This is a genomic window from Leclercia adecarboxylata (assembly GCF_006874705.1).
In the GTDB taxonomy this organism is placed as follows: domain Bacteria; phylum Pseudomonadota; class Gammaproteobacteria; order Enterobacterales; family Enterobacteriaceae; genus Enterobacter; species Enterobacter adecarboxylatus_C.
This window is the reverse complement of the sequence record NZ_CP035382.1, coordinates 2,336,425-2,361,382: the sequence shown is the minus strand read 5'-3', so window position 1 is coordinate 2,361,382 and position 24,958 is coordinate 2,336,425. Positions and strand designations below refer to the sequence as shown.

The following is a 24,958-nucleotide window of genomic DNA, read 5'->3' as shown; positions in this document are numbered from 1 at the left end:
GACAGAATAGTTTACCGGCTTATTAATTTGCCCTCACCCTCATCTTGCCGAACGGGCACTGTTTAAAAATACATTTTACCGGAGCATCGCACGTCTTGCTCTCCGGGTCGCGATGGCCGGGGCAGCTGGACATCTTATTCATTACGCGCCACAGGGTGTGGCTGTATTTGTCGATCTGCAGAATATTAATATCGCAGGGCTCGTCGTTAATAAATAAACGATTATAAATGACTTTTATCCGATCGCCGGGTTTAAAAAGCTGCTCGCCGTTATACCACAGGATATATTTATGATTATGTTGAGTCAGAATTTTTGAAAATAACGTCCCTGTGGCCGGACTGGCAATGGTGCCTAAAGAAACCCAAGTTTTAGAAGCAGTCATCAAAATACCTTTTAAACGAGCCATAAAAAATGCAGAAAGCCTTACGGTTAATGAGTGTAAAAGAACAATGAAAATGTGAGTAATAGGCACAGCCTATCTTTTTAACTTGAATCCATAAGTATCAGGAATGACTTATGTCAAATTTTTCCGCCATGATTGCCTGTGACGGTAACAGGATCGTCAAAGCCCCCGCCTCCCTTGTCGATTGATTTTTCAACGTAAACAGGGTACGTTTTCGCCTTAATTCCAGCGCGGATGTGCCGAACTTATGCCTATTATTCAATCTGTTGAACGTGCCTTACAGATCCTCGATCTGTTTAACGAACAGGCGACGGAACTCAAAATCACCGACATCAGTAAACAGATGGGCCTGAGCAAGAGCACCCTCCACTCGCTGCTTAAAACCCTGCAGCTGCACGGCTATATCGATCAGAACCCGGAGAACGGCAAATATCGCCCGGGCATGAAGCTGGTCGAGCGCGGCCACTTCGTGGTGAGCACCATGGATATTCGCCAGAAGGCGAAGCACTGGCTGACGGCGATGTCGGAGCGCACCGGGCAGACCACCCATCTGGGCATTCTGGACGGGCGCGAAGGGGTCTATATCGAGAAGATTGAAGGCAAGCTGGCGGCCATCGCCTACTCGCGCATTGGCCGTCGCCTGCCGGTGCATGCCACCGCCATCGGCAAAGTGCTGATCGCCTGGCTGAGCGACACCGAACTGAACACGCTGCTCGACGGTTATCAGTACACCACTTATACCCCCGCGACTCTGGCCTCACGCGAGGCGCTGCTGGCCGCGCTGGCACAGACCCGCGAGCAGGGTTATGCCCTCGACAGCGAAGAGAACGAGCAGGGGGTGCGCTGCGTGTCGGTCCCGGTGCGTAACCATGAATCCCGGGTTATCGCCGCCCTGAGCCTGTCGACCCTGACCTCCCGCGTCGACGACGATGAGCTGGCGCGTTTTCGCGAGCAGCTACAGGAGGCCGGGCGCCAGCTCTCACGCGCCCTGGGCTACCCGGCCTGAGGTTAATCTGCTCCCGGTATCTGGCTGAAGGGCTTATAAACCGAGCGCTTTTTTACCGGCGTTAATGACCTCGATAATTTTATCCGTGTCGTAAATACAGCCTTTCCAGGTCCCGCCGCTCACCGACTGTAAGGCCGCCCACAGGCGCGTATCGTCAGGTAAAAAATCATGGGCGTGCAGTTCCGGATGCGGCTGACGACGCGCCAGCTCTGTTGCCCCCTCTTCGGGCGTGAGCGGTGCCAGCGGCGTGCCGATAAAGTTGACGCTGCCGGTCAGGGAGAGGCGATCCACCACAATTTCGATGATGTCGTTATCGCGCAGTTTGCCAATCGGCCCACCCGCCAGCGCTTCAGGCGCCACATGACCAAAACAGGCTCCGGTCGAGACGCCCGAGAAGCGGGCATCGGTGATCAGCGATACGGTTTTTCCCCAGGAGACATGCTTGAGCGCCGAGGTCAGCTGATAGGTCTCTTCCATCCCGGTGCCGGACGGCCCGCCGCCGATCACCACCATGATGTCGCCCTGCTCGATCTCGCCGCTTTTGATCGCCTTGATTGCTCGGGCTTCCGAGACAAACACCCGCGCCCGACCGGTGTGGCGATAAACGCCGTCCTCACCCACCACCGACGGGTCGATCGCCGTAGCCTTGATCACCGATCCTTCCGGGGCGATGTTGCCCACCGGGAACGCCACCGTAGAGGTGAGCCCGCGGGCGTTGGCGCGTTCCGGGGGCAGGATCACATCGTCAGGATCCACCCCGTCCTGCTCGCGCAGGCACTGGCGGAAGCGCTCCCGGCGTTCCGAGGCCTGCCACCAGTCGAGGTTTTCCCCCACGGTCTGGCCGGTGACGGTCATGGCATCCAGATGCAGCAGGCCAAGATCGCGCAGATGGAGCATCACCTCCGGCACGCCGCCCGCGAGGAACGCCCGCACCGTCGGGTGATAATCCGGCCCGTTCGGTAATACGCTCACCAGCCGCGGCACCTTACGGTTGACGCGGGTCCAGTGGTCGACGTCAGGAATAGTGCAGCCCGCCGCGTGGGCAATGGCCGGGATGTGCAGCAGCAGGTTGGTGGAGCCGCCGAACGCGGCGTGGATCACCATCGCGTTCTCAATGGCCTTGTCGGTAAGGATATCGCGGGTGGTGATGCCGCGGTTATCCAGCTCGACCACCGCCCGCGCCGACTGGCGGGAGATCTCCAGCCACACGTCCTGTCCGGACGGGGCCAGCGCCGAGTGCGGCAGCGCCAGGCCTAAGGCTTCGGCCACCACCTGTGAGGTGCCTGCGGTGCCGAGGAACTGGCAGCCGCCCCCCGGTGAGGCGCAGGCGCGGCAGCCCAGCTCGGCGGCCTCCTGCAGGGAGAGCTCATGGTTAGCGTAACGCGCCCCGATGGTCTGCACCTTGCCGGCGTCCTCGCCGAAGGTGGGTGGCAGCGTGGCGCCGCCCGGCACCAGAATGGTCGGCAGGTTGTGCATAGACGCCAGCGCAATCATGGTGGCGGGGAGGCCTTTGTCGCAGGTGGCGACGCCAATCACCGCCCGGCGCGTGGGCAGGGAGCGGATCAGCCGCCGAAAGACGATCGCCGCATCGTTGCGGTACGGCAGGGAGTCAAACATCCCGTGCGTGCCCTGGGAGCGCCCGTCGCAGGGGTCGCTGACAAAGGCGGCAAAGGGGATCCCACCGTTGCGGGTGATCTCTTTTGCCGCGGCCTGCATCTGCAGGCCAATCTCCCAGTGTCCGGTGTGGTAACCCAGCGCCACCGGGCGGCCATCGCCCGCGCGGATCCCGCCCTGGGTGCCGATAATCAGCACCTCTTTGCCGGTGAGTTTATTGGCATCCCAGCCCATTCCGGCGTTCTGGGTCATGCCAAACAGATTGCCGCTCGGGGATTCCATCAGCATCTGCGGGGTCAGGGGCAGCGCCCCCTGCGGCCCGGCCGCGTGGGTGATCACCGAGTAGAAGGCGTCATCCTGCGGGGTAAAAATCGTCTCTATCGACATCGTCACCTTCCGGTTCAGCAGAGCTTGAGCTGTTGCAGCAGCGCTTTCAGCTGCGCCTTGCGCGGTTCATCCAGCGGCCCGGCAGGCGGCAGCACGTGGGTGGACACCGGACGCACGCAGAGGGCAATCGCCTCTTTAATCACGTTCACGAACGGGGCATCCAGCTGATACATCTGTGGGATTTGCAGCATGGTCTGATGATAGTGCGCAGCCTGCGCCAGGTCGCCGTCGCGGTAGGCCTGCAGCAGTTTCACCGAGATCTGCGGGGCGAAGTTGCCGCTGGCCGAGATCGCCCCATCGCCGCCCAGCAGCAGGGTATTGAACAGGTGATCGTCATAGCCGCAGAGCACCACAAAGTGCGGGTGCGCCGCCTTAACGGTGAGGATCATGCTGCGCAGGTGGGCCACGGAGTCGATGGTGTCTTTGATCCCCACGATATTGCGGCGGGAGTCCACCAGGGTTTTGACCAACTGCGGGGTCAGATCCTGTCCGGTCAGGGCCGGGAAGTTATAGAGGATCACCGGCAGGGTGACGCTGTCGGCCACCTGCCCAAAGTAGCGGATCAGGTTCGCTTCCGACACTTTCCAGTAGTAGGGGTTAATCACCACGATGCCGTCTGCCCCCGCCTGCTGCGCGTGCTGGCTCAGCTCGATGGTTTCCCGGGCGTTGGTGCCCCCGGTGCCGATCAGCACCGGCACGCGGCGATTCACATGGGCGATGGCAAATTCGGCGATCGCTTTACGCTCCTGGGTGTTGAGCTGGGAAAACTCCCCGCCGCTGCCGAGAAAGAACAGGCCATTGACGCCTGCGTCGATCATGCTGTCGATCAGCGCGGCGGTACCGGCTTTATCCAGTGCGCCATCGGCGGTGAAGATAGTGGAGACGGGGGGAATAATCCCCGAGAACTGTAGAGTCTGCTGCATGCGATCTCCTTGCTGAATCATTTTGTTCTACATTATAGAACAGCGTTCATTTATTTAACGATCATACTAGAACGTGGGGAAAGCGAAGGACAATGCGGAAAAAGGAGGGAGTGCGTGTTTTTTAAGCTGGATCACAGAATGGGAGGCGTGTTCCCTCTCCCTGGGGAGAGGGTCAGGGCGAGGGGAAATTATCCCACTAACATCTTCACCACCACCTTGCGCACCTGGGCCGGGTTGCCCACCGCGCACAGCGGTTTGTGCACTTCGCCCGGGTAGAAGACCACGAAGTCGCCTTCGTTCAGCACTACGGTTTTCTCCTGCTCACCTTCCGGCAGGAAGGCGATGTCTTTATCCGCCAGCCAGTCGGTGTCCGGCGTGCCGTTTGGCAGGGTGCTGAAGGTCATCCCTTCCTGGCCTTTCAGCAGGATCTGGATGTCCAGATAACGGGCGTGATACTCCGCACGGCGCTCGGCAAACGGCTGGGTCATGTCTTCGGAAACCAGATAAAACAGGTTGTTGCCGTCGATATCATGTTTGCCGGTTGGGGTCGCGTCAGTCACGTTTGCTTTAACGTGTTCGATCGCCTGACGCAGCGCCTGCGGCAGCCAGGACTGGAGGTTGTGAATGTTGCCAACGATCATAGTGAAATCCTCAATATAAAACATCGTTTCATTTTCAACTTTTATACGAGAAATTCAGCTGCCATACCACCACTTTTTGGTGGGGATTTGCTCTTGCGCATAACCATGCACGCGGAAACCTTTACGTTGCTTAAAGTGTGCATTATTCGCTTGATCCGCGATTCAGGCTGCGTATAATGCCCCACAATTTGCCAGGAGGAAGCATGCTCAAACATGTTCGACAGAGTGCCGTTGCGCGTCTTAAAACAGACGCTGGCCTGCCGTTTTTCTTCCCATTGCAATCCCTATTCCAGAAGCTCCTCATTTGAGGGGCTTTTTTTTGCCCGGCGTCAGGAGATAAAAATGAATCCGCTTTATCAAAAACACATCATTTCCATCAACGACCTCAGCCGTGAAGAGCTGGAGCTGGTTCTGGCAACCGCGGCAAAACTGAAGGCCAATCCACAACCGGAGCTGCTGAAGCACAAGGTGATCGCCAGCTGCTTCTTCGAAGCCTCCACCCGCACCCGTCTGTCGTTCGAGACCTCCATCCACCGTCTGGGCGCCAGCGTGGTGGGCTTCTCCGACAGCAGCAACACCTCGTTGGGCAAAAAAGGCGAGACCCTGGCGGACACTATCTCGGTGATCGGCACCTACGTTGACGCCATCGTGATGCGTCACCCGCAGGAGGGCGCCGCGCGTCTGGCGACCGAGTTCTCCGGCGGTGTTCCGGTACTGAACGCCGGTGACGGGGCCAACCAGCACCCGACCCAGACCCTGCTGGATCTGTTCACCATTCAGGAGACCCAGGGCCGTCTGGAAAACCTGAACATCGCCATGGTGGGCGACCTGAAATATGGCCGCACCGTCCACTCCCTGACCCAGGCGCTGGCGAAGTTCAACGGCAACCGCTTCTACTTCGTCGCTCCGGACGCGCTGGCGATGCCGCAGTACATCCTCGATATGCTCGATGAAAAAGGTATTCAGTGGAGCCTGCACGCCAGCATCGAAGAGATGATGGCCGAGGTGGATATTCTCTATATGACCCGCGTGCAGAAGGAGCGTCTTGACCCGTCTGAGTACGCCAACGTGAAGGCGCAGTTTGTCCTGCGCGCCAGCGACCTCGAAGGTGCACGCAGCAACATGAAAGTGCTGCACCCGCTGCCGCGTATCGATGAGATCACCACCGACGTGGATAAGACGCCGCACGCCTGGTACTTCCAGCAGGCCGGGAACGGCATCTTTGCACGCCAGGCGTTACTGGCACTGGTTCTGAATCGCGACTTAGCTCTGTAAGGGGAAATGACCATGACACACGATAACAAACTCCAGGTCGAAGCCATCAAACGTGGCACCGTAATTGACCACATCCCTGCGCAGGTGGGCTTTAAGCTGCTGACCCTGTTCAAACTGACCGAAACCGACCAGCGCATCACCATCGGCCTGAACCTGCCATCCGGCGAGATGGGCCGCAAGGATCTGATCAAAATTGAGAACACCTTCCTGACCGACGAGCAGGTTAACCAGCTGTCCCTGTACGCGCCGGACGCGACCGTCAACCGCATCGACGACTACGAAGTGGTGGGCAAATCCCGTCCGAGCCTGCCGGAACGCATTGATGGCGTGCTGGTGTGCCCGAACAGCAACTGCATCAGCCATGCTGAGCCGGTCAACTCCAGTTTTGCAGTGAAAAAACGCGCCGATGACATCGCGCTCAAATGCAAATACTGCGAAAAAGAGTTTTCCCATAATGTGGTGCTGGCCAACTAATCGCAGTGGTAATGCATGCCTGCCTCTCTATAATGGCAGGCATATTCATAACGCTGTTATTCAGGAGAAATCATGACCAAAGTACTCGCGACGGAAAATGCACCTGCAGCTATCGGCCCATACGTTCAGGGCGTTGATCTTGGCAGCATGATCATCACCTCCGGCCAGATCCCGGTGAACCCAAAAACCGGTGAGGTGCCGGAAGACGTCTCTGCGCAGGCGCGCCAGTCGCTGGAAAACGTCAAAGCGATCGTTGAATCCGCTGGCCTGAAAGTGGGCGACATCGTTAAAACTACGGTCTTCGTGAAAGATCTCAACGACTTCGCCACCGTTAACGCCACCTACGAAGCTTTCTTCACCGAGCACAACGCGGGCTTCCCGGCGCGCTCCTGCGTGGAAGTGGCACGTCTGCCAAAAGACGTAAAAATCGAAATTGAAGCGATTGCCGTGCGTCGCTAATACCTGATTTTGATACGTAAAAGGCAGCCTGCGCTGCCTTTTTTATTTTCTGAATACACAGAGAGAAATAACCTTCAAGCCTTTTCATTATTCTTTTTCATCGCAGCTTAAAATGACTAATTTTTTATTCCGGACAACACTAAACCCGCCCAAATGCATTAATCCCTTTTAATGGAATAAAAAATGAAACTGTCTAAAATTGCGTTGGCACTTGCCACACTCACGGTTGCCTCATCGGCTTTAGCACATGGTTATGTAGAATCTCCGGCCAGCCGCGCTTATATGTGTAAGCTCGGTAAAAATATCGATTGCGGTACTGTTCAATATGAACCCCAGAGCGTTGAACGTACTTCTGGCTTCCCGACTGGCGCGCTGCCGCCGGATGGACAGCTGGCCAGCGCCGGTATTTCCCAATATTCCCAGCTCGATCGCCAGAGCCTGAATGCGTGGACTAAAACACCGATTACTGCGGGTAAAAATACCTTTACCTGGTATCACACCGCACCACATAAAACCGTTAACTGGCGCTGGTATATTACGAAACAAGACTGGAATCCAAATAAACCGCTGACCCGCGATCAATTTGAGTCCACCCCATTCTGTACCGTAAATGGTAATGGTCAGGCTCCGGCTCAGCGTCAGCAAATGACCTGTAATGTTCCGCAGCGTACTGGCTACCAGGTTATTTACGCGGTATGGGAAATTGCGGATACCACTAATAGCTTCTACCAGGCGATCGACGTTGATTTCGGTAATGGCGGCAACGTCACCCCAGACGAAACCCCGGCAGTGGTTTCCGAATGGACCAACACCCTGAACGGCCAGATTTCGGGTAACAACGTCAACGCAGGCGACAAAGTGATCGCCCGCTTCTTCGACGCAAATGGCGAAGTGGTCTCCATGCGTACCGAACTGACCGTCTCCTCGGCGTCTCAGGGCCAGGCAAGCCAGTGGGCATTCGATCTGGCGCAGGCGATCAACGCCGCGCACAACGATGTCCGCGTCGGCATGAAAGACGAAAGCGGCGAGGTGAACCCGGTTCACGGCGCGAACAACGTCTACGTGAAAGACGGCAGCACCCTGAAATCTGTCGCTGTCTCTTATGAGGAACAGCAGTCGCAGGTGAGCGAAGCTATCGCCGTCACTAACGTGAAGTTCAGCAAAATCAAAAACGGTGCGGCAACCGTGACCTTCCACGTGAATACCCAGGGTAACGTCAACCTTGAAGCACGCGTGATGAACCACGCCGGTGCAGAAAAAGGTTATGTGAAGCAGGACATGAACAACGCCAACCAAGATGTGACCATGAACCTGTCTGACGTCACGCCGGGTCACCACATGCTGAAATACTACGCGTCCAACAAAGATGGCGTCATGTTCGCGCAGGACGTGATTGACATGATGCTGGAAGGCGAAGCGTCAAACACCGATAACGGTACCGCAGGTAAATACGACTACACCTATCCGCAGAATATCGCCTCCTACAAAGCCGGTACCGTGGTTCTGCAGCCGAAAAATGGCAAAACTTACAAGTGTAAGACTGCGCCATACAGCGGCTACTGCATTCAGTACGCAGCGGGCGCTAACCAGTTCGAACCGGGTGTCGGTTCCCACTGGACCATGGCGTGGACCCTGAAGAAATAAGTTGTTCTGTTTGCCGGGTGGCGGCTTCGCCTTACCCGGCCTACGGTTGGTGCGGTTTGTTTGTCCGACAAACGGAACCGTACGGATTTTGTAGGCCCGGTAAGCGTAGCGCCACCGGGCATTTTTTTACTGATTGCGCGTTGCGCGCAGCAGTTTCTCCAGCGGGTAGACCGCCGCAATCACCACTTCATCCTGAATCTGCGCCGCCTTATCCAGCTCGCCCTGAATCGACGCAATCTCGTTATCATCCAGCGTTCCCTGGCGCGCCACCAGATCCGTTAAGCGCAGCCCAATCGTCGCCAGCTTATCCACCGTCTGAATCACCGGCTTCAGCGCTTTCAGCTGATAGCTGTTTTCGGCCAGCGCCAGCGCGTCCGGGGTGTTGGTCTGCCAGCGGGTAAAGAGATGACGCAGGGACTCCGCGCTTTCGCTGTCTTCGGCATCGCTCACCAGCCGCTCGGCCCAGCGGTCCATCTGCCGCACCTGGTTGCTCTCCGGAGGCAGCGCGTCGGCCAGGCGGTTCAGGGGCTCAAACAGATCGTAGTTTCCGGCCTGGAACTTGAGATGATTGCGGGTGTAATACTGGGCAGGCTCCAGCGCCTGGGCGAGGATGTTCAGCGCCATCGTGTCGGTGGTGTTCCCCAGACGGGTGAACTGCACCTGCTGACGGGCATGTTGTTGTAAGCCCACCGATACCGTCGACCAGCTGTCCATTGCCTGCAGGCGGGTGTACATGTTATCGACATCCGTTACGTCCTGCGCCGACCACAGCCGCTCCGCCACCGCAAACGCCCGCGGCCACAGCTTGATATCCAGCACCGGGGCAGACACATTTTCCGCCCACAGCGCCGTCTCGCCGCCCAGCAGATTCGCCTGCTGGCTGGCGTCAGGCACCGCCGGGGCGATCCCTTCCGGCACCGCATCCAGCCGCTGACCCGTCACCGGATAGCGGCTGTTGCCCAGCAGGAAATAGCCTTCAATCTTGTCGTCCTTCACCGTTACCACCGGGCGGGTTTCCCCCATCCAGGTATCGACGGTGAAGCTCACCTGGTTGTCGCTGCGCCAGTCGATGTCCTGTACCGCCCGCCGCGATTTGCCGCTGAAATCGATAAACCCGCGCCAGCCCGCGTCGCCTTTCACCAGCGTGAAGCTCCCCTCCACCGGCTTGCCCTTCAGGCGCGGCAGGGTAAAGGACCAGCTCTGGGCGCTGTCGCGATCGGTGATGACGTCCACGTTGTTGAGCCCCTGGGGCACGATCTCATTGCGGTAGTGATAGGCGGTGTACTGGGGCTGATCGAGATAAAACCCGGTGGAGAGAATTCCTTTGTAGCCCTGCTTCGCCACCTCGCCCAGCGCGTCCTGCCCCTGCCAGGACTGGATCAGAATGCTTTTCGGCAGATCCGGGTGGAAGATCTCATCCCAGCCCACCATCTGGCGCTGGTTTTTCTCGAGGATCGTCTCCAGCTTGCGGTTGAAATACGCCTGCAATGCGTGGCTGTCGGCCAGCTTGTTGTCGCGCATAAACTGCTGGATGGCGGGGTTCGCTTTCCACTGGCTGTCGTCCACCTCATCGCCGCCGATATGCAGGTAGGGATCCGGGAAGATCGCCGCCAGTTCGGCGATCATCGCCCCGGCAAAGACGTAAGTGGCCTCTTTGGTGGGATCCATCACCGGCTTGAGCACGCCCCAGTGACGCTCCATCTCATAGGGCCCCGGGGCGCTCATCAGCTCCGGATAGGCCACGGCAATGGCCGAGGCGTGGCCGGGCATGTCAATTTCAGGCACCACGCGAACGCCACGCGCGGCGGCGTAGCGCACCACGTCACGCATCTGATCCTGGGTATAGAACAGGCCGTCGCTGGCGAGTTCGGTCAGTTTCGGGTAGCGCTTTGAGGCAAAGCGCCAGCCCTGATCGTCGGTTAAATGCCAGTGCAGCACGTTGAGCTTCGCCGCCGCCATGCCGTCGATCTGGCGCTTGATGTCGTCGAGCGGAATAAAGTGGCGGGCCGAATCGAGCAGCAGGCCACGCCACGGGAAGCGCGGGGCATCCTCAATGCTGACCCACGGCAGGGAGGTATTTTCCGCACCGTTCTGGATCAGCTGCAGCAGGGTCTCCATCGCCCGCAGCGCGCCGAAGCGGGTATTGGCGGTGATAGTCACCCCGCTGGCGTCCACGGTGAGTTTGTAGCTTTCATCGCTGTCCGGTTTAGGCTGGGGGGCCACCTTCCGGGCGATGGCGATGGACACCGTCGGTTTTTCGGGTTTGTCGGCCTGGGGCTGGAGGGTCCAGCCGGTTTGCAGCGCCACCCGCTGACGCAGGCGTGTCACCGCGTCACCGAGATCGTCCCCCGAGACGCTAACGGAGAAGTTATTGTTGATGACCAGCGCGCCCGGGGTGACAGGACGTTCGACCTTTGCAGGCCAGGGCATCAGAGGGAGATCGCCTGCCGGGGCGGCAAACGCAGAAAAACCGAGCATAAGCCCGGCGGTCAGGAGGCTGTACCGTAACATGAATGTTCCTTATTTGACGGGCCGAAAAAAGGCAAAACATTCTGTTAACATGTGCGCAAATTAGCGTCAAGCGATTTGCCGGGTGGCGGCTTCGCCTTACCCGGCCTACATCGGGATAGTAGGCCGGGTAAGCGCAGCGCCACCCGGCAAAAAACTACTGCCAACCGTACCGGCGGCTATAGAACCCTTTCACCAGCTGCGTCAGGACCATGTACCCGGCGAGGATCGCCACCAGCCACGGGAAGTAGCCGAGCGGCAGCGCCTGCAACTGCAGATACCCTGCCAGCGGCGAGAACGGCAGCGCGATGCCGAGCACCATCACCAGCCCCGTCATCAGGATCAGCGGCCAGGCGGCGCGGCTCTGGAGGAACGGAATGCGGCGGGTGCGGATCATATGCACAATCAGGGTTTGCGACAGCAGCCCAACCACGAACCAGCCGGACTGGAACAGGGTCTGCTGATCCGGCGTGTTGGCGTGGAACACAAACCACATCAGGCAGAAGGTCAGAATGTCGAAGATCGAGCTGATCGGGCCGAAAAAGAGCATGAACCGGCCGAGTTCTGCCGGATCCCAGCGCTGCGGCTTGCGGATCTGATCCTCGTCGACGTTATCAAAGGGGATCGCCACCTGGGAGACGTCGTACATCAGGTTCTGGATCAGCAGATGCAACGGCAGCATCGGCAGGAACGGCAGGAACGCGCTCGCCACCAGCACGCTGAAGACGTTGCCGAAGTTGGAGCTGGCGGTCATTTTGATGTACTTGAGCATGTTGGCGAAGGTGCGGCGACCTTCGATCACCCCCTCCTCCAGCACCATCAGGCTCTTCTCCAGCAGAATGATATCCGCCGCTTCCCGGGCAATATCCACCGCACCGTCAACCGAAATCCCGATATCCGCCGCACGCAGCGCGGGCGCATCGTTGATGCCATCCCCCATAAAGCCCACCACGTGCCCCTCGCGCTTCAGCAGGGTAACAATGCGCTCTTTGTGCATCGGGGTCAGGCGCGCAAACAGCGTGGTGCGCTTTGCAAGCAGAGCCAACGCGTCGTCGGAAAGCGTTTCGATCTCGCTGCCCGTCACCACCTCGCCCGCATCCAGCCCCACCTCGCGGCACACTTTCGCCGCCACCAGCTCGCTGTCGCCGGTAAGGATTTTCACCGTGATGCCGCTGTTTTTCAGCGCCCTGAGCGCCGGAGCGGTGGTCTCTTTCGGCGGATCGAGGAAGGCGATGTAGCCTTCGAGGATCAGATCCGATTCGTCGATGCGCTGGTAATCCCCCTCGCGGGCCGGCAGAAACTTGCTGGCCACCGCCACCACACGCAGCCCCTGGCGGTTGAGGTTATCGGTGACGCGGCGGATGCGCCGCAGCATGCTGTCGTCCAGCGGGACAATCTCGCCGTTGTGCCGCACCTGGGTCGACACATTCAGGATCTCCTGCAGCGCCCCTTTGCAGATCAGCTGATGCACGCCCTGCTCTTCACTGACCACCACCGACATGCGGCGGCGCTCGAAATCAAAGGGGATCTCATCCACTTTCTGCCAGCGGGTCGAGAGGGTGCGGGCTGTGGCTTCATCCACCCCTTCCAGCACCGCGACGTCGAGCAGGTTCTTCAGCCCGGTCTGGTAGTGGCTGTTCAGCCAGGCGGTATTCAGCACCCGCTCGCAGACCTTGCCCGACACGTCGGTGTGATGCTCCAGCACGATCTTGTCCTGAGTCAGGGTGCCGGTTTTGTCGGTGCAGAGGATATCCATCGCGCCAAAGTTCTGAATGGCATCGAGGTGCTTGACGATCACCTTTTGCTTCGAGAGTTTTACCGCCCCGCGCGCCAGGGTCGAGGTGACAATCATCGGCAGCATCTCCGGAGTGAGCCCCACCGCCACCGAGAGCGCAAACAGCGCCGCTTCCCACCAGTCGCCTTTGGTGTAGCCGTTAATCAGCAGCACGATGGGGGTCATCGCCAGCATAAAGCGGATCAGCAGCATGCTGACGCGGCCAATCCCCTGCTGGAAGGCGTTGGGCTCGCTCTCCTGTTCGCTGACGCGCCCGGCCAGCTGTCCAAACCAGGTGTTTCCTCCGGTGGCGATCACCATCGCCTGTGCCGTGCCGCTGACCACCGTGGTGCCCATAAAGCACAGGGTGTCGCACTCCAGCGGGTTGCTCTGCTGCGGATCGCGGCTGTGGGCGACCTTCTCCACCGGCAGGGATTCGCCGGTCAGCGAGGCCTGGGCCACGAACAGGTCCCGGGCCTGGAGAATGCGTAAATCCGCCGGGATCATGTCCCCGGCCGCCAGCTTCACCAGATCCCCCGGCACCAGCTGGTCAATAGGCACCTCCCGCCAGCCGCTTTCCCCTTTATCGTTGAGGGTGCGCAGGACGGTGGCGGTGTTGCTGACCATCGCCTTCAGGGCATCCGCCGCCCGGGTGGAGCGGGCCTCCTGGATAAAGTTCAGCAGCGTGGAGATGCCCACCATCAGGGCGATCACCCCGGCGGCAAACAGGTCTTCGGTGGCATAGGAGATAACGCCCAGCACCGTCAGCAGCAGGTTGAAGGGGTTGCGGTAGCAGGCCCACAGATGCACCCACCAGCGGGCCGGTTTTTGCGCCGGGATCTGATTCTCGCCGTGCGTGGCGCGAGCGGTTTCGACCTCAGCGGCCGTCAGCCCTTCCGGATGGCTGGCAAAGGTCCGCCACAGCGCGGGCTCTTCCATTGCGGCCACCCGCAGACAGTGGGCGGCAAGCGCGCCGGGCATGACGGTATCGGTTTTGCCCGTTGCCATCGGGTCGCGCTGCACCAGACGGCGCGGCAGGTGGCGGCTCAGCCGGGCCAGCAGCTGTTGTGTGAAATTTTTGAACATAACACGTCCTCCGCACCCGTGAAAACGGGCGCAGTCTTGCCTTCAGACGTGACAAAGCCACGCCTGAGCGGCGGTATCAGTTATGCAGGAACGTTGAATAACGTTACTGCCTTACGCATCCGGTAAGGCAGTGAGTACAGGCTTACCGGAAAGAAAGGGTTCTCCCTCGCGGGAGAGGGGTGGGATCGGGATCCATACAGCCTCCGGTAAGTAAAAAAAGGTAAGTCGGCGCGCAGTATAGTGTTTTAGCCATACCGTTCGTGACAATTCGGGCGGTATGATACCGGCCGGGCATTAAACCAAACGTAAACCAGACTTTGCCCATTGCGGAACCGGACACCCGATTTAGGCTTATTGATTATTTCATCAATGCGTTACAGGAATGAAAGCATGCAGAATCGCCTCACCATTAAAGACATTGCGCGTCTGAGCGGCGTGGGTAAATCCACCGTCTCACGGGTGCTGAACAACGAAAGTGGTGTCAGCGAGCGCACCCGCGAACGCGTCGAGGCGGTGATGAATCAGCACGGCTTCTCTCCGTCCCGCTCGGCGCGCGCCATGCGCGGGCAGAGCGACAAAGTGGTGGCGATCATCGTCACCCGTCTGGATTCGCTGTCGGAAAACCTGGCGGTACAGACCATGCTCCCCGTCTTCTATGAACAGGGTTACGATCCGATCATGATGGAGAGCCAGTTTTCGCCGCAGATGGTCGAGGAGCACCTCGGGATGCTGAAGCGACGCAACATCGACGGCGTGGTGCTGTTTGGCTTTACCGGCCTCAGCGAGCAGATGCTCACCCCGTGGCAATCGTCTCTGGTCATGCTGGCCCGGGATGCCCGCGGCTTCGCCTCGGTGTGCTATGACGATGAAGGGGCAATTCACGTTCTGATGCAGCGCCTGTACGACGGTGGTCACCGGCATATCAGCTATCTTGGCGTGCCGCACAGCGACGTCACCACCGGCCAGCGCCGCCATAATGCCTACCTGGAATTCTGCAAACAACATGCCCTGCCTGCGGTCGCCGCGTTACCCGGTCTGGGGATAAAACAGGGCTATGAGAAGGTGGCTGACGTGCTGACCCCGCAGACTACCGCGCTGGTCTGCGCCACGGATACTCTGGCTCTGGGCGCTAGTAAGTACTTACAAGAACAGCGCATCGACAGCCTGCAGCTGGCGAGCGTTGGCAACACGCCGCTGATGAAGTTCCTCCATCCGGAGATCGTTACCGTCGATCCCGGCTACGCCGACTCCGGCCGCCAGGCCGCTATGCAGCTGATTGAGCAGATCAACGGCCGCAGCGAACCGCGCCAGATCGTCATTCCCGCCGCCCTCTCCTGAGCGTCAAAAGACGCTTTATTGTGATCCTCGCCCGATTTCGGGAACGTTCCCATTTTCCGCGTTACGCTGAAAGAGTAGGCTTGCCACCAGTCCATAACCCCTACCATCTGTCATGAGGTTTCATGATGAGCAAAGTAAAACAAACGGATATCGACCAGCTGATCGTGCTGGTTGGCGGACGTGACAACATCGCCACGGTCAGCCACTGCATTACCCGCCTGCGTTTTGTGTTAAACGATCCGGCCAAAGCTAACCCCAAAGCCATCGAAGAGCTGTCGATGGTGAAAGGCTGCTTCACCAACGCCGGGCAGTTCCAGGTGGTGATCGGCACCGAGGTGGGCGACTACTACAAGGCGCTGCTGGCGACCACCGGTCATTCATCGGCGGATAAAGAGCAGGCCAAAAAGGCCGCGCGCCAGAACATGAAGTGGCATGAACAGCTCATTTCACATTTCGCAGAGATTTTCTTCCCGCTGCTGCCGGCGCTGATCAGCGGGGGCCTGATCCTCGGCTTCCGTAACCTGATTGGCGATGTGCCGATGAGCGACGGCAAGACCCTCGCCCAGATGTACCCGGCTCTGCAGAGCATCTATGACTTCCTGTGGCTGATTGGCGAGGCGATCTTCTTCTATCTGCCGGTGGGGATCTGCTGGTCGGCGGTGCGCAAAATGGGCGGCACGCCGATTCTGGGTATCGTGCTGGGCGTGACGCTGGTCTCTCCACAGTTAATGAACGCTTACTTACTTGGGCAGCAGGTGCCTGAGGTGTGGAACTTCGGCCTCTTTACCATCGCCAAAGTGGGCTATCAGGCGCAGGTGATCCCGGCCCTGCTGGCCGGTCTGGCGCTGGGGATGATCGAGACCCGCCTGAAGCGCATGGTGCCGGATTATCTCTATCTGGTGGTGGTGCCGGTCTGCTCCCTGATCCTGGCGGTGTTCCTCGCCCACGCCTTTATCGGTCCGTTCGGCCGCATGATTGGCGATGGCGTGGCGTATGCGGTGCGTCACCTGATGACCGGCAGCTTCGCCCCGATTGGCGCCGCGCTGTTTGGCTTCCTGTATGCCCCGCTGGTGATCACCGGCGTGCATCAGACCACCCTGGCGATTGATATGCAGATGATCCAGAGCCTCGGCGGCACCCCGGTGTGGCCGCTGATTGCCCTATCGAACATTGCGCAGGCCTCGGCGGTCACCGGCATCATCATCGTCAGCCGTAAGCATAACGAACGTGAAATCTCGGTGCCGGCAGCGATCTCCGCCTACCTCGGGGTCACCGAACCGGCGATGTACGGCATCAACCTGAAATACCGCTTCCCGATGCTGTGCGCGATGATCGGCTCCGGGCTGGCGGGCCTGCTGTGCGGGCTGAACGGCGTGATGGCTAACGGCATCGGCGTCGGCGGTCTGCCGGGCATCCTCTCTATCCAGACGAGCTACTGGCAGGTCTTCTCCCTGGCGATGGCCGTGGCGATTATCGTCCCGATGTTGCTGACCACCGTTATCTATCAGCGCAAGTTCCGTCAGGGCGCGTTGCAGATTGTTTAATCTCTTTCGGGGCGCAGTTGCGCCCCTTCGCATTTGCAGGAACGCACTATGAATACCCTTCCTCACTGGTGGCAAAACGGCGTCATCTATCAGATCTACCCCAAGAGCTTCCAGGATACGACCGGGCGCGGCACCGGGGATTTGCGCGGCGTGACCTCGCGTCTCGACTACCTCAAAACCCTCGGCATCGACGCTATCTGGCTGACACCGTTCTATATCTCTCCGCAGGTGGATAACGGCTACGACGTGGCAAACTACGTCAGCATCGATCCGGCCTACGGTACGCTGGATGATTTCGACGCGCTGGTGGCCGCAGCCCATCAACGCGGGATCCGCATCGTACTGGATATGGTGTTTAACCACACCTCCACCCAGCACGCGTGGTTCCGCGAGTCGCTCAATAAAGAGAGCCCGTACCGCGAGTTCTACATCTGGCGCGACGGCACCCCGGAGCAGCTGCCCAACAACTGGCGCTCCAAGTTCGGCGGCAACGCCTGGCGCTGGCATGCCGAAAGCGAGCAGTACTATCTGCACCTGTTTGCCCCCGAGCAGGCGGATCTCAACTGGGAAAACCCGCAGGTGCGCGCCGAGCTGAAAAAAGTGTGCGAGTTCTGGGCCGATCGCGGCGTGGACGGCCTGCGTCTCGACGTGATTAACCTGGTATCGAAAGACCAGGATTTCCCCGACGATACGATCGGCGATGGCCGCCGCTTCTATACCGACGGGCCGCGCATTCACGACTATCTGCAGGAGATGAGCCGGGACGTCTTTACCCCGCGCAACATGATGACGGTGGGCGAAATGTCCTCCACCCGCCTGGAGCACTGCCAGCAGTACGCCGCGCTCGACGGGCGGGAACTGTCGATGACCTTTAACTTCCACCATCTGAAGGTGGATTATCCCAACGGCGAGAAGTGGACGCTGGCGAAACCGGATTTCGTGGCGCTGAAAGCCCTGTTCAGCCACTGGCAGCAGGGGATGCACAACCGGGCGTGGAACGCACTGTTCTGGTGTAACCACGACCAGCCGCGCATCGTCTCACGCTTTGGCGATGAGGGAGAGTATCGCGTCCCGGCGGCGAAGATGCTGGCGATGGTGCTGCACGGGATGCAGGGCACCCCTTACGTCTATCAGGGCGAAGAGATTGGCATGACCAACCCGCACTTCACCCGCATCACCGACTACCGCGACGTGGAGAGCCACAACATGTTCGCCGGGCTGCGCGCCCAGGGACGGGACGCCGACGAGCTGCTGGCGATCCTCGCGAGCAAATCCCGCGATAACAGCCGCACGCCGATGCAGTGGGATGCCTCAGCCAATGGCGGGTTTACCACCGGCGAGCCGTGGATCGCCCAGGGTAATAACGCGGAAACGATCAACGTCGAGGCGGCGCTGGCCGATCCCGACTCGGTGTTTTACGCCTACCAGAGGTTGATCCAGCTGCGTAAAACCCTGCCGGTGCTCACCTGGGGGGATTATCAGGATCTGCTCCCGGATCACCCATTCCTGTGGTGCTATCGCCGCCAGTGGCAGGGCCAGACGCTGATGGCGATCGCCAGCCTGAGCCGCGAGTGCCAGCCGTGGCAGCCGCAGGCGGTTGAGGGCGACTGGGAGGTGGTGATGAGCAACTATCCTGAAGTCTCGCCGCAGCCTGGCGCCATGACCCTGCGTCCGTTTGAAGCGGTATGGTGGCTACAGTCTTAACGGTCATGCCGGGCGGCTCGAGGGCTGCCCGGCATGCGGATTAATTTTGTTTATTAATTATACAATTACTGAACTGTTGTCTTTACAATTCCTCAATCGCCCACCCGCTGTACTCTTCCCTGGATACCTTGTTCTGAATCAAATAAATCGCAAACTTGTTTGATGCAAATCACTATATGTAGCGCTTAGAATGCACGCCGACCCAACATCTTGTATTTAACGTCTACAATTTCAACAATAAGACGGCGTCAACGCTGGCCGGAATTGTGGATAACATGTGTTGGTAACCCGGGAAGTGGCTGGGCTGACTGTTGTTATGCCAAAAACCCACTTTCCTCTTCTCTGTGGATAACCTGTTTCTAAAGGAGTGGTCATGACACCGCATGTGATGAAACGAGATGGCTGTAACGTGCCTTTCAAATCAGAGCGCATCCAGGAAGCGATTCTGCGTGCAGCTAAAGCAGCGGGAGTCGATGACGCAGATTACTGCGCCACCGTCGCAGAAGTCGTCAGCAATCAGATGAAGGACCGCAGCAAGGTCGACATCAACGAGATCCAGACCGCGGTGGAAAACCAGCTGATGTCGGGCCCGTATAAGCAGCTGGCGCGCGCCTATATTGAATACCGTCACGATCGGGATATCGAACGTGAAAAACGCGGTCGTCTGAACCAGGAGATCCGTGGCCTGGTCGAGCAGACCAACTCTGCGCTGCTCAACGAAAACGCCAATAAAGACAGCAAAGTGATCCCCACCCAGCGCGACCTGCTGGCCGGTATCGTCGCCAAGCACTACGCCCGTCAGCACCTGCTGCCGCGCGACGTGGTGCAGGCCCACGAGCGCGGGGATATTCACTATCACGATCTCGACTACTCGCCGTTCTTCCCGATGTTCAACTGCATGCTCATCGACCTGAAAGGCATGCTGACCCAGGGCTTCAAGATGGGCAACGCCGAGATTGAGCCGCCAAAATCAATCTCCACCGCCACCGCGGTGACCGCGCAGATCATCGCCCAGGTCGCCAGCCATATCTACGGCGGCACCACCATCAACCGCATCGACGAAGTGCTGGCCCCGTTTGTCGCCGCCAGCTATGCCAAGCATCGCCAAGTGGCGGAAGAGTGGCAGATCCCGGATGCGGAAGGTTATGCCCGCTCCCGCACCGAGAAAGAGTGCTACGACGCCTTCCAGTCGCTGGAATATGAAGTGAACACCCTGCACACCGCCAACGGTCAGACGCCGTTCGTCACCTTCGGCTTTGGTCTGGGCACCAGCTGGGAATCGCGCCTGATCCAGCAGTCCATTCTGCGCAACCGTATTTCCGGTCTGGGCAAAAACCGTAAAACCGCGGTGTTCCCGAAACTGGTGTTCGCCATCCGCGATGGCCTGAACCACAAGTTTGGCGATGCCAACTACGACATCAAACAGCTGGCGCTGGAGTGCGCGAGCAAGCGCATGTATCCGGACATTCTGAACTATGACCAGGTGGTGAAAGTCACCGGCTCGTTCAAAACCCCGATGGGTTGCCGCAGCTTCCTCGGCGTGTACGAAGATGAAAACGGCGAGCAGATCCACGACGGGCGCAACAACCTGGGCGTGATCAGCCTGAATCTGCCGCGCATCGCGCTGGAAGCCAGAGGCAACGAGGCCGCCTTCTGGACGCTGCTGGACGAGCGCCTGCTGCTGGCGCGTAAGGCGCTGATGACCCGTATCGCCCGTCTGGAAGGGGTCAAAGCGCGTGTCGCGCCGATCCTCTATATGGAAGGGGCCTGCGGGGTGCGCCTGAAGGCTGACGATGACGTGTCTGAGATCTTCAAAAACGGTCGTGCGTCTATTTCGCTGGGCTATATCGGGATCCACGAAACCATTAACGCCCTGTTTGGCGACCAACACGTCTATGACAGCGAAGCCCTGCGGGCGAAAGGTATCGCTATCGTGCAGCATCTGCGCGACGCGGTAGATAAGTGGAAAGATGAAACCGGCTACGGCTTCAGCCTCTACAGCACCCCGAGCGAAAACCTGTGCGACCGCTTCTGCCGCCTGGATACCGCCGAGTTTGGCGTGGTGGAGGGTGTCACCGATAAGGGCTACTACACCAACAGCTTCCACCTCGACGTGGAGAAGAAGGTGAACCCGTATGACAAGATCGACTTTGAAGCGGCCTACCCACCGGTGGCGAGCGGCGGTTTTATCTGTTACGGCGAGTACCCGAACATTCAGCACAACCTGAAGGCGCTGGAAGACGTGTGGGATTACAGCTATCAGCACGTGCCCTATTACGGCACCAACACGCCGATCGACGAGTGCTACGAATGCGGCTTTACCGGCGAGTTCGAATGTACCAGCAAAGGCTTCACCTGCCCGAAATGCGGTAACCACGACGCCGCCCGCGTCTCCGTGACCCGCCGCGTATGCGGTTACCTCGGTAGCCCGGATGCACGTCCGTTCAACGCCGGCAAGCAGGAAGAGGTGAAGCGCCGCGTGAAGCATCTGGGGAATGGGCAGATCGGTTAATCCTCTGCCACATTGATGCCCGGTGGCGCTGCGCTTACCGGGCCTACGGACCGCACTCTCATTGTAGGCCGGGATCGCTACTCGACACCCGGCGTGGTTACACGCTATGAACATCCATCAATACTACCCGGTCGACATCGTCAATGGTCCCGGCACCCGCTGCACCCTGTTTGTCTCCGGCTGCATCCACGAATGCCCCGGCTGCTACAACAAAAGCACCTGGCGGCTGAACTCCGGAATGCCGTTCACCGCAGATATGGAACAGCGGATCATCGACGATCTCAACGACACACGCATCAAACGCCAGGGGATCTCCCTCTCCGGCGGCGATCCCCTGCATCCACAGAACGTGCCGGATATTTTGCGGCTGGTGCAGCGCATTCGCGCCGAGTGCGCAGGCAAAGATATCTGGGTCTGGACCGGCTATAAGCTGGATGAATTAAACGATGACCAGATGCAGGTGGTGGACCTGATCAACGTGCTGATCGACGGCAAGTTTGTGCAGGATCTGAAAGATCCGATGCTTATCTGGCGCGGCAGCAGTAATCAGGTGGTGCATCATTTGCGTTGAGCTCAAAACCGGCTCAAACACTCCATCGCCACGGTTTTAAACTCGTCGAAGTCGTGGCAGCCGCACAGCCGGGTCATCGCCCGTTCGCGCAGGAAGGTGACGAAGATATCGTAGATCGCCATCGCCTCCTCATACTCGCTTTTACTGATCGCCAGCAGGAAAATGACGTGCGCGGTGTCATCGCCCCACTGGATGCCCTGCGGGGCCAGCACGGTGTAGACCACGGTTTTTTGCGCCAGCAATCCGAGGGAGTGCGGCAGGGCGATACCGTCGCCGAGCAGGGTGCTGACGATGGCCTCGCGCTCCACCACCGAGTCGAGAAACTCCGCGTCCACAAATCCCTCCTCCTGCAGCTGGTCGCACAGCTCCCGGAACAGCGTCTGCTGGTCGATGGGGCGATCGATGACGCGGAAATGGCTGGCGTCGAAGAACTTCTCCAGCATCCACGGGCGCGTTCTGTCCACCAGCACCAGCTTGCCGATCTGCTCCAGCTGATAGTCGGTCGGGAACGGGGCGATCAGCACCACCGGCTTGGCTTTTTCCGCGATCCGCGCGGTGGATATCACGAAGTCCTCGCTGATGCTTTCGCACTGCTCGTACTCCCGCAGGGTCAGGGTGCGCGTCACCTCGATTTGCGGGTATTTACGCTGCAATACCGCCTCGATCATCCGCACCATCGCGTTGCCCGCATCGCAGACCAGCATCACCCGCGGCTGGCGCTGATAGCCAATATTGTAATGGCGCTCCAGACCGACGCCGATGTGCAGCACCAGGAAACCGATCTCGTTTTCGCTGATCACATAGGGGGTGTATTTTCCCCAGCTGGAGACCGCCGCAAGGGTCATGTCCCACGCCATCGGGTAATGCTGCTTGATGTTATCCAGCAGCGGATTGGGGATCATGATCTGGTAGCGCACGCGGGTGATCATGGTTTTTATATGGGTCAGGAGATCCGCGTGCAGCTGGGTGTCGTCGAGCAGATTGTAGTTAAAGTGAGTGTTGATATAGCGCAGGATGTAGTTCACCAGCGCCTCTTCATCATCGGCGTTGATGGCGCTGGGGGAGATCTCCTGCACCTGGCGGGCGGCGATATGCACCCCCAGCCAGGTCTCTTCCGCAGGCGAAAGGGTCTTATCGGCCAGCCGGGCGATGGCGCTGGCGATGTCCCGCGCGGCATCGCGCACGTTCTCAGCCACCTCTTCGGCGTTAAATTCTGGCAGCGGATAGCCTTCGCTGATGCGCCGCACCGTCACCGCGCCGTAGAGGCGTAAAAACAGCTCGCCTTCGTCGGTGAGGCGAATATGGTGGCGGGTGAAGGTCTCATGCAGCACGGCGGCGAGCTGTTCCGGCACGCCTGCATTCAGCGCCACTTCGGTGACCAGCGGATTGAGGTTGTCCTGCTGCGCCAGCTGCCACAGCAGATCGGTCAGACAGGCGCGGATCGCCATCTCGCTGCCAAACAGCTTCATGCCGTGGCGCGGGCGGGTCTCCAGCGTCAGGCGATAGCGGTGAAACCACTCGCGCACCTCCGCCATATCGCTTTGCAGCGTGGCGCGGCTGACAAACCACTCGTCGGCCAGATCCTCCAGTTTGAGGGAGAACGCCGAAGTGAGAAAGCGCACCACCAGGTAGTGCACCCGCTCCGGGCCGGTGCGCGGGATCCGCAGCATCCGCGGGTGGGAATCCTGCAGCTGCTGGTAGCGGGCCTGATCGTCAATTTTCAGCTGATAGCCGTTCCCGCGGCTGAGGATAAACTGCGCCCCGTTCCCCGCCAGCAGCGCGTTGAGCGCGGTAATGTCAGCCCGGACGGTACGCGTGGATACCGACAACCGTTGCGCCAGTTCGTCCTGAGGCAGCGTCTCGTTCTGCAACATTTCAAACAGTTGCGCTAAACGTTGGTTGGGAAATCGCACGGGGTTGTCCTCTTACTGCTTAAGGTGAAATGACCATCTGGGATGGGCTGCCGACCGGGGTATAGTCTGGCTCGAAGCTCAGCTTGCCGTCCTGCGCCACGCGGAAACGGGTGATGTTGTCGCTGCGCTGGTTCATGACGTACAGCCAGCGTCCCTGTTTATCCAGCGTCAGGGTGCGCGGGTAATCGCCACGCGTCCAGACATCGTCCCGATGCGTCAGCGTGCCATCCGCCGTTACGGTAAAGTGCCCGATGCTGTTATGCAAACGGTTAGCGACATACAGCTGCTTTCCATCGGCACTGAGTGCCAGCCCGGCGGCAAAACTGGTGCCTTTATACCCTTCCGGCAGCGCAGAGATCGTCCTGCCCTCTTTCAGCGTGCCGTTGGCTTGCACGGCATAATGGGTGAGCGTAGACGCCTCTTCGTTAATCAGCCACAGGGCATCGCCTTTTGGCGTAAAGACGAAGTGGCGCGGCCCGGCGCCTTTCGAGGAGGCGCTGATAAACGGCGGATCGTTCGGGGTCAGCTTGCCGCTTCGATCGTCAAAACGGTACTGATAGATGCGATCCAGCCCCAGATCGGTGGAAAAGACAAATTTCCCGCTCGGATCGGCGGCGATCATGTGCGCATGGGGACCGTTGTGATCGCTGATGGCAAAACTGCCTTCGGCTGCCGCTTCGGGTTTTGCGGCGCCCGGCTCGCCCCGATCCTGATGTTTATCGGTGGCATCACCCAGGCTGCCGTCTGCGTTGATCGGCAGAACGGCAATGGATCCGCTGACGTAGTTGGCCACCAGCAGGTGCTGGCCGTTTGGCGTCAGGGAGAGATACACCGGGCCCGCACCGCCGGACGCCACCTGATTCAGCTCACTCAGCTCGCCGTTTTCGCCCACCCGCAGCGCCTGCACCACGCCCTGCTCCACTTCGCTGGCCAGATAGATCGTTTTGCCGTCGTGTGAAACGGCCAACTGCGCGGCGTTCGGCAGTTTACTCACCAGCGTTTTGTTGCCGAGCGCGCCGGACTGCGGGTCGAGGGTAAAACGATACAGCCCTTCACCGTTCGGATTGTAGGTCCCCACCCAGGCATACTGCGTCTGGGCGACAGCGGCGGTAGCAAGTAGAGAGAGTGAAGCGACAAGCAGGTTACGGGTGTGCATGGTGGCTCCTGATCGTTATTCCCTCT

General features: G+C 59.3%; 19 protein-coding genes. 11 read left to right on the top strand and 8 right to left on the bottom strand.

What is annotated here, in order from left to right:
* Nucleotides 1-22: 22 nt before the first annotated feature.
* The gene (locus ES815_RS12240; protein WP_221888534.1) at nt 23-382 is read right to left on the bottom strand and encodes a hypothetical protein; all 360 of its coding nucleotides are present in this window, start codon (nt 380-382) and stop codon (nt 23-25) included.
* Nucleotides 383-650: 268 nt separating this feature from the next.
* On the opposite strand from ES815_RS12240, the gene ES815_RS12235 reads away from it, so the two are divergent.
* On the top strand, nt 651-1,409 hold the full coding sequence (locus tag ES815_RS12235; protein WP_142488027.1) for an IclR family transcriptional regulator: 759 nt from the start codon (nt 651-653) through the stop codon (nt 1,407-1,409).
* A gap of 33 nt (nt 1,410-1,442) precedes the next feature.
* Here ES815_RS12235 and ES815_RS12230 read toward each other — a convergent pair whose 3' ends face one another.
* From ES815_RS12230 to ES815_RS12220, 3 genes are all read right to left on the bottom strand, one after another.
* A complete protein-coding gene (locus tag ES815_RS12230; protein WP_142488026.1) occupies nt 1,443-3,410 on the bottom strand; it encodes a YjhG/YagF family D-xylonate dehydratase in 1,968 nt (655 codons plus the stop codon).
* Nucleotides 3,411-3,424: 14 nt separating this feature from the next.
* The gene (locus ES815_RS12225) at nt 3,425-4,333 is read right to left on the bottom strand and encodes a dihydrodipicolinate synthase family protein (protein ID WP_142488025.1); all 909 of its coding nucleotides are present in this window, start codon (nt 4,331-4,333) and stop codon (nt 3,425-3,427) included.
* A gap of 188 nt (nt 4,334-4,521) precedes the next feature.
* Nucleotides 4,522-4,974, bottom strand: a complete 453-nt coding sequence (locus tag ES815_RS12220; protein ID WP_142488024.1) for a YhcH/YjgK/YiaL family protein — start codon at nt 4,972-4,974, stop codon at nt 4,522-4,524.
* 203 nt (nt 4,975-5,177) lie between these two features.
* Here ES815_RS12220 and ES815_RS24145 point away from each other — a divergent pair, with 203 nt between their 5' ends.
* The 5 genes from ES815_RS24145 (at nt 5,178) to gbpA (ending at nt 8,826) form a co-directional block, all read left to right on the top strand.
* Nucleotides 5,178-5,282, top strand: a complete 105-nt coding sequence (locus tag ES815_RS24145; RefSeq protein WP_185902407.1) for a pyrBI operon leader peptide — start codon at nt 5,178-5,180, stop codon at nt 5,280-5,282.
* Between the two features lie 34 nt (nt 5,283-5,316).
* The gene (gene pyrB, locus ES815_RS12210) at nt 5,317-6,249 is read left to right on the top strand and encodes an aspartate carbamoyltransferase (RefSeq protein ID WP_142488022.1); all 933 of its coding nucleotides are present in this window, start codon (nt 5,317-5,319) and stop codon (nt 6,247-6,249) included.
* Nucleotides 6,250-6,261: 12 nt separating this feature from the next.
* Nucleotides 6,262-6,723: an aspartate carbamoyltransferase regulatory subunit gene (gene pyrI / locus ES815_RS12205; RefSeq protein ID WP_142488021.1), complete on the top strand. Its 462-nt coding sequence runs from the start codon at nt 6,262-6,264 to the stop codon at nt 6,721-6,723.
* A 72-nt stretch (nt 6,724-6,795) separates the two neighbouring features.
* A complete protein-coding gene (gene ridA / locus ES815_RS12200; protein WP_142488020.1) occupies nt 6,796-7,182 on the top strand; it encodes a 2-iminobutanoate/2-iminopropanoate deaminase in 387 nt (128 codons plus the stop codon).
* Between the two features lie 183 nt (nt 7,183-7,365).
* A complete protein-coding gene (gene gbpA / locus ES815_RS12195; RefSeq protein WP_142488019.1) occupies nt 7,366-8,826 on the top strand; it encodes an N-acetylglucosamine-binding protein GbpA in 1,461 nt (486 codons plus the stop codon).
* Between the two features lie 126 nt (nt 8,827-8,952).
* Here gbpA and ES815_RS12185 read toward each other — a convergent pair whose 3' ends face one another.
* Both ES815_RS12185 and mgtA read right to left on the bottom strand, forming a co-directional pair.
* Complete coding sequence (locus tag ES815_RS12185; protein WP_142488017.1) at nt 8,953-11,337, bottom strand: beta-N-acetylhexosaminidase; 2,385 nt, start codon at nt 11,335-11,337, stop codon at nt 8,953-8,955.
* Nucleotides 11,338-11,491: 154 nt separating this feature from the next.
* Nucleotides 11,492-14,194: a magnesium-translocating P-type ATPase gene (gene mgtA, locus ES815_RS12180; protein ID WP_142488016.1), complete on the bottom strand. Its 2,703-nt coding sequence runs from the start codon at nt 14,192-14,194 to the stop codon at nt 11,492-11,494.
* Between the two features lie 390 nt (nt 14,195-14,584).
* On the opposite strand from mgtA, the gene treR reads away from it, so the two are divergent.
* The 5 genes from treR (at nt 14,585) to nrdG (ending at nt 21,863) form a co-directional block, all read left to right on the top strand.
* The gene (gene treR, locus ES815_RS12175; RefSeq protein WP_142488015.1) at nt 14,585-15,532 is read left to right on the top strand and encodes a trehalose operon repressor TreR; all 948 of its coding nucleotides are present in this window, start codon (nt 14,585-14,587) and stop codon (nt 15,530-15,532) included.
* Between the two features lie 125 nt (nt 15,533-15,657).
* Complete coding sequence (gene treB / locus ES815_RS12170) at nt 15,658-17,076, top strand: PTS trehalose transporter subunit IIBC (protein WP_185902406.1); 1,419 nt, start codon at nt 15,658-15,660, stop codon at nt 17,074-17,076.
* Nucleotides 17,077-17,124: 48 nt separating this feature from the next.
* Complete coding sequence (gene treC / locus ES815_RS12165) at nt 17,125-18,780, top strand: alpha,alpha-phosphotrehalase (protein ID WP_142488013.1); 1,656 nt, start codon at nt 17,125-17,127, stop codon at nt 18,778-18,780.
* A gap of 373 nt (nt 18,781-19,153) precedes the next feature.
* On the top strand, nt 19,154-21,292 hold the full coding sequence (nrdD, locus tag ES815_RS12160; protein WP_142488012.1) for an anaerobic ribonucleoside-triphosphate reductase: 2,139 nt from the start codon (nt 19,154-19,156) through the stop codon (nt 21,290-21,292).
* Nucleotides 21,293-21,398: 106 nt separating this feature from the next.
* Entirely contained in the window at nt 21,399-21,863 is a 465-nt protein-coding gene (nrdG, locus tag ES815_RS12155; protein ID WP_142488011.1) for an anaerobic ribonucleoside-triphosphate reductase-activating protein, read from the top strand.
* A gap of 2 nt (nt 21,864-21,865) precedes the next feature.
* On the opposite strand, the gene ES815_RS12150 is transcribed toward nrdG, so the two are convergent.
* Together ES815_RS12150 and ES815_RS12145 are read right to left on the bottom strand one after the other, a co-directional pair.
* A complete protein-coding gene (locus ES815_RS12150; RefSeq protein ID WP_142488010.1) occupies nt 21,866-23,776 on the bottom strand; it encodes a BglG family transcription antiterminator in 1,911 nt (636 codons plus the stop codon).
* Nucleotides 23,777-23,795: 19 nt separating this feature from the next.
* Nucleotides 23,796-24,932, bottom strand: a complete 1,137-nt coding sequence (locus ES815_RS12145; RefSeq protein WP_142488009.1) for a lactonase family protein — start codon at nt 24,930-24,932, stop codon at nt 23,796-23,798.
* Between the last annotated feature and the right edge of the window lie 26 nt (nt 24,933-24,958).

What these genes read in the sequence shown, in the direction of transcription:
- ES815_RS24145 (WP_185902407.1), top strand. Translation starts at nt 5,178, where the DNA reads ATGCTCAAACATGTTCGACAGAGTGCCGTTGCGCGTCTTAAAACAGAC.
- ES815_RS12145 (WP_142488009.1), bottom strand. Translation starts at nt 24,932, where the DNA reads ATGCACACCCGTAACCTGCTTGTCGCTTCACTCTCTCTACTTGCTACC.
- treR (WP_142488015.1), top strand. Translation starts at nt 14,585, where the DNA reads ATGCAGAATCGCCTCACCATTAAAGACATTGCGCGTCTGAGCGGCGTG.
- pyrI (WP_142488021.1), top strand. Translation starts at nt 6,262, where the DNA reads ATGACACACGATAACAAACTCCAGGTCGAAGCCATCAAACGTGGCACC.
- gbpA (WP_142488019.1), top strand. Translation starts at nt 7,366, where the DNA reads ATGAAACTGTCTAAAATTGCGTTGGCACTTGCCACACTCACGGTTGCC.
- ES815_RS12220 (WP_142488024.1), bottom strand. Translation starts at nt 4,974, where the DNA reads ATGATCGTTGGCAACATTCACAACCTCCAGTCCTGGCTGCCGCAGGCG.
- nrdD (WP_142488012.1), top strand. Translation starts at nt 19,154, where the DNA reads ATGACACCGCATGTGATGAAACGAGATGGCTGTAACGTGCCTTTCAAA.
- nrdG (WP_142488011.1), top strand. Translation starts at nt 21,399, where the DNA reads ATGAACATCCATCAATACTACCCGGTCGACATCGTCAATGGTCCCGGC.
- ES815_RS12240 (WP_221888534.1), bottom strand. Translation starts at nt 382, where the DNA reads ATGACTGCTTCTAAAACTTGGGTTTCTTTAGGCACCATTGCCAGTCCG.
- ridA (WP_142488020.1), top strand. Translation starts at nt 6,796, where the DNA reads ATGACCAAAGTACTCGCGACGGAAAATGCACCTGCAGCTATCGGCCCA.
- ES815_RS12185 (WP_142488017.1), bottom strand. Translation starts at nt 11,337, where the DNA reads ATGTTACGGTACAGCCTCCTGACCGCCGGGCTTATGCTCGGTTTTTCT.
- treC (WP_142488013.1), top strand. Translation starts at nt 17,125, where the DNA reads ATGAATACCCTTCCTCACTGGTGGCAAAACGGCGTCATCTATCAGATC.
- mgtA (WP_142488016.1), bottom strand. Translation starts at nt 14,194, where the DNA reads ATGTTCAAAAATTTCACACAACAGCTGCTGGCCCGGCTGAGCCGCCAC.
- ES815_RS12235 (WP_142488027.1), top strand. Translation starts at nt 651, where the DNA reads ATGCCTATTATTCAATCTGTTGAACGTGCCTTACAGATCCTCGATCTG.
- ES815_RS12230 (WP_142488026.1), bottom strand. Translation starts at nt 3,410, where the DNA reads ATGTCGATAGAGACGATTTTTACCCCGCAGGATGACGCCTTCTACTCG.
- pyrB (WP_142488022.1), top strand. Translation starts at nt 5,317, where the DNA reads ATGAATCCGCTTTATCAAAAACACATCATTTCCATCAACGACCTCAGC.
- treB (WP_185902406.1), top strand. Translation starts at nt 15,658, where the DNA reads ATGAGCAAAGTAAAACAAACGGATATCGACCAGCTGATCGTGCTGGTT.
- ES815_RS12225 (WP_142488025.1), bottom strand. Translation starts at nt 4,333, where the DNA reads ATGCAGCAGACTCTACAGTTCTCGGGGATTATTCCCCCCGTCTCCACT.